Below are 1,777 nucleotides of genomic sequence, written 5' to 3'. Positions count from 1 at the left end.
CTGCGCCGAAAATGTAACGGGGCTAAACACATTACCGAAATTGTGGATCCGACCTTTGGGTCGGGTGATAGGAGAGCGTTCTAAGGGCGAAGAAGCCAGACCGCAAGGACTGGTGGAGCGCTTAGAAGTGAGAATGCCGGTATGAGTAGCGCAAGGTCAGTGAGAATCTGACCCACCGTATGACTAAGGTTTCCTGGGGAAGGCTCGTCCTCCCAGGGTTAGTCGGGACCTAAGCTGAGGCCAAGAGGCGTAAGCGATGGCTAACAGGTGGAGATTCCTGTACTGGTCAGATCTGTTTGAGTGATGGAGGGACGCAGGAGGCTAACGGAGCGTGCAGCTGGAATTGCACGTCCAAGCAGCGAGTCGCAAAACGAGTGAAAGGCTTGTTTTGGTGGTAGATGAGCTGTGATGGGGAGCGAAATTTAAGTAGCGAAGGAAGTCAGGTCACACTGCCGAGAAAAGCTTCTAGCGAAGATCTGATCACCCGTACCGCAAACCGACACAGGTAGTCGAGGAGAGTATCCTCAGGTGAGCGAGTGAACTCTCGTTAAGGAACTCGGCAAAATGACCCCGTAACTTCGGGAGAAGGGGTGCTGGTCGACAGACCAGCCGCAGTGAATAGGCCCAGGCGACTGTTTATCAAAAACACAGGTTTCTGCAAAATCGTAAGATGATGTATAGGGGCTGACGCCTGCCCGGTGCTGGAAGGTTAAGAGGATGAGTCAGCTTCGGCAAAGCTCAAAATCGAAGCCCCAGTAAACGGCGGCCGTAACTATAACGGTCCTAAGGTAGCGAAATTCCTTGTCGGGTAAGTTCCGACCCGCACGAAAGGCGTAACGATCTGGGCACTGTCTCAACGAGAGACTCGGTGAAATTATAATACCTGTGAAGATGCAGGTTACCCGCGACAGGACGGAAAGACCCCATGGAGCTTTACTGTAGCTTGATATTGGGTGTTCGTGCAACTTGTACAGGATAGGTAGGAGCCGTGGAAGACGGGACGCTAGTCTCGTCGGAGGCACAGGTGGGATACTACCCTCGTTGTATGAACACTCTAACCCGCACCGGTGATCCCGGTGGGAGACAGTGTCTGGTTGGCAGTTTGACTGGGGCGGTCGCCTCCCAAAAGGTAACGGAGGCGCCCAAAGGTTCCCTCAGAATGGTTGGAAATCATTCCTAGAGTGTAAAGGCAGAAGGGAGCTTGACTGTGAGACTGACAAGTCGAGCAGGGACGAAAGTCGGGCTTAGTGATCCGGTGGTTCCGTATGGAAGGGCCATCGCTCAACGGATAAAAGCTACCCTGGGGATAACAGGCTTATCTCCCCCAAGAGTCCACATCGACGGGGAGGTTTGGCACCTCGATGTCGGCTCATCGCATCCTGGGGCTGTAGTCGGTCCCAAGGGTTGGGCTGTTCGCCCATTAAAGCGGTACGCGAGCTGGGTTCAGAACGTCGTGAGACAGTTCGGTCCCTATCCGTCGCGGGCGTAGGAAATTTGCGAGGATCTGTCCTTAGTACGAGAGGACCGGGATGGACACACCGCTGGTGTACCAGTTGTCTTGCCCAAGGCAGCGCTGGGTAGCTAAGTGTGGCTGAGATAAACGCTGAAAGCATCTAAGTGCGAAACTCACCTCAAGATTAGATTTCCCATTCCTTAATGGAAGTAAGACCCCTGAAAGAATATCAGGTAGATAGGATGGAAGTGGAAGTGCCGTGAGGCATGGAGCGGACCATTACTAATCGGTCGAGGACTTGACCCAAGAGTCGCGCAGGTGACT

Annotated in this window: 1 rRNA gene; it reads left to right on the top strand. The window is 53.6% G+C overall.

The window, feature by feature from the left end:
- Positions 1–1,759: ribosomal RNA gene (locus LACPOB_RS0101240) — 23S ribosomal RNA — on the top strand; the annotation flags it as partial.
- Positions 1,760–1,777 lie beyond the last annotated feature (18 nt).

The sequence above is a fragment of the Ligilactobacillus pobuzihii E100301 = KCTC 13174 genome, assembly GCF_000349725.1.
GTDB classification, from domain to species: domain Bacteria; phylum Bacillota; class Bacilli; order Lactobacillales; family Lactobacillaceae; genus Ligilactobacillus; species Ligilactobacillus pobuzihii.
Note: the sequence above shows the minus strand (reverse complement) of the source record. Positions and strands in the feature narration are given on the sequence as shown.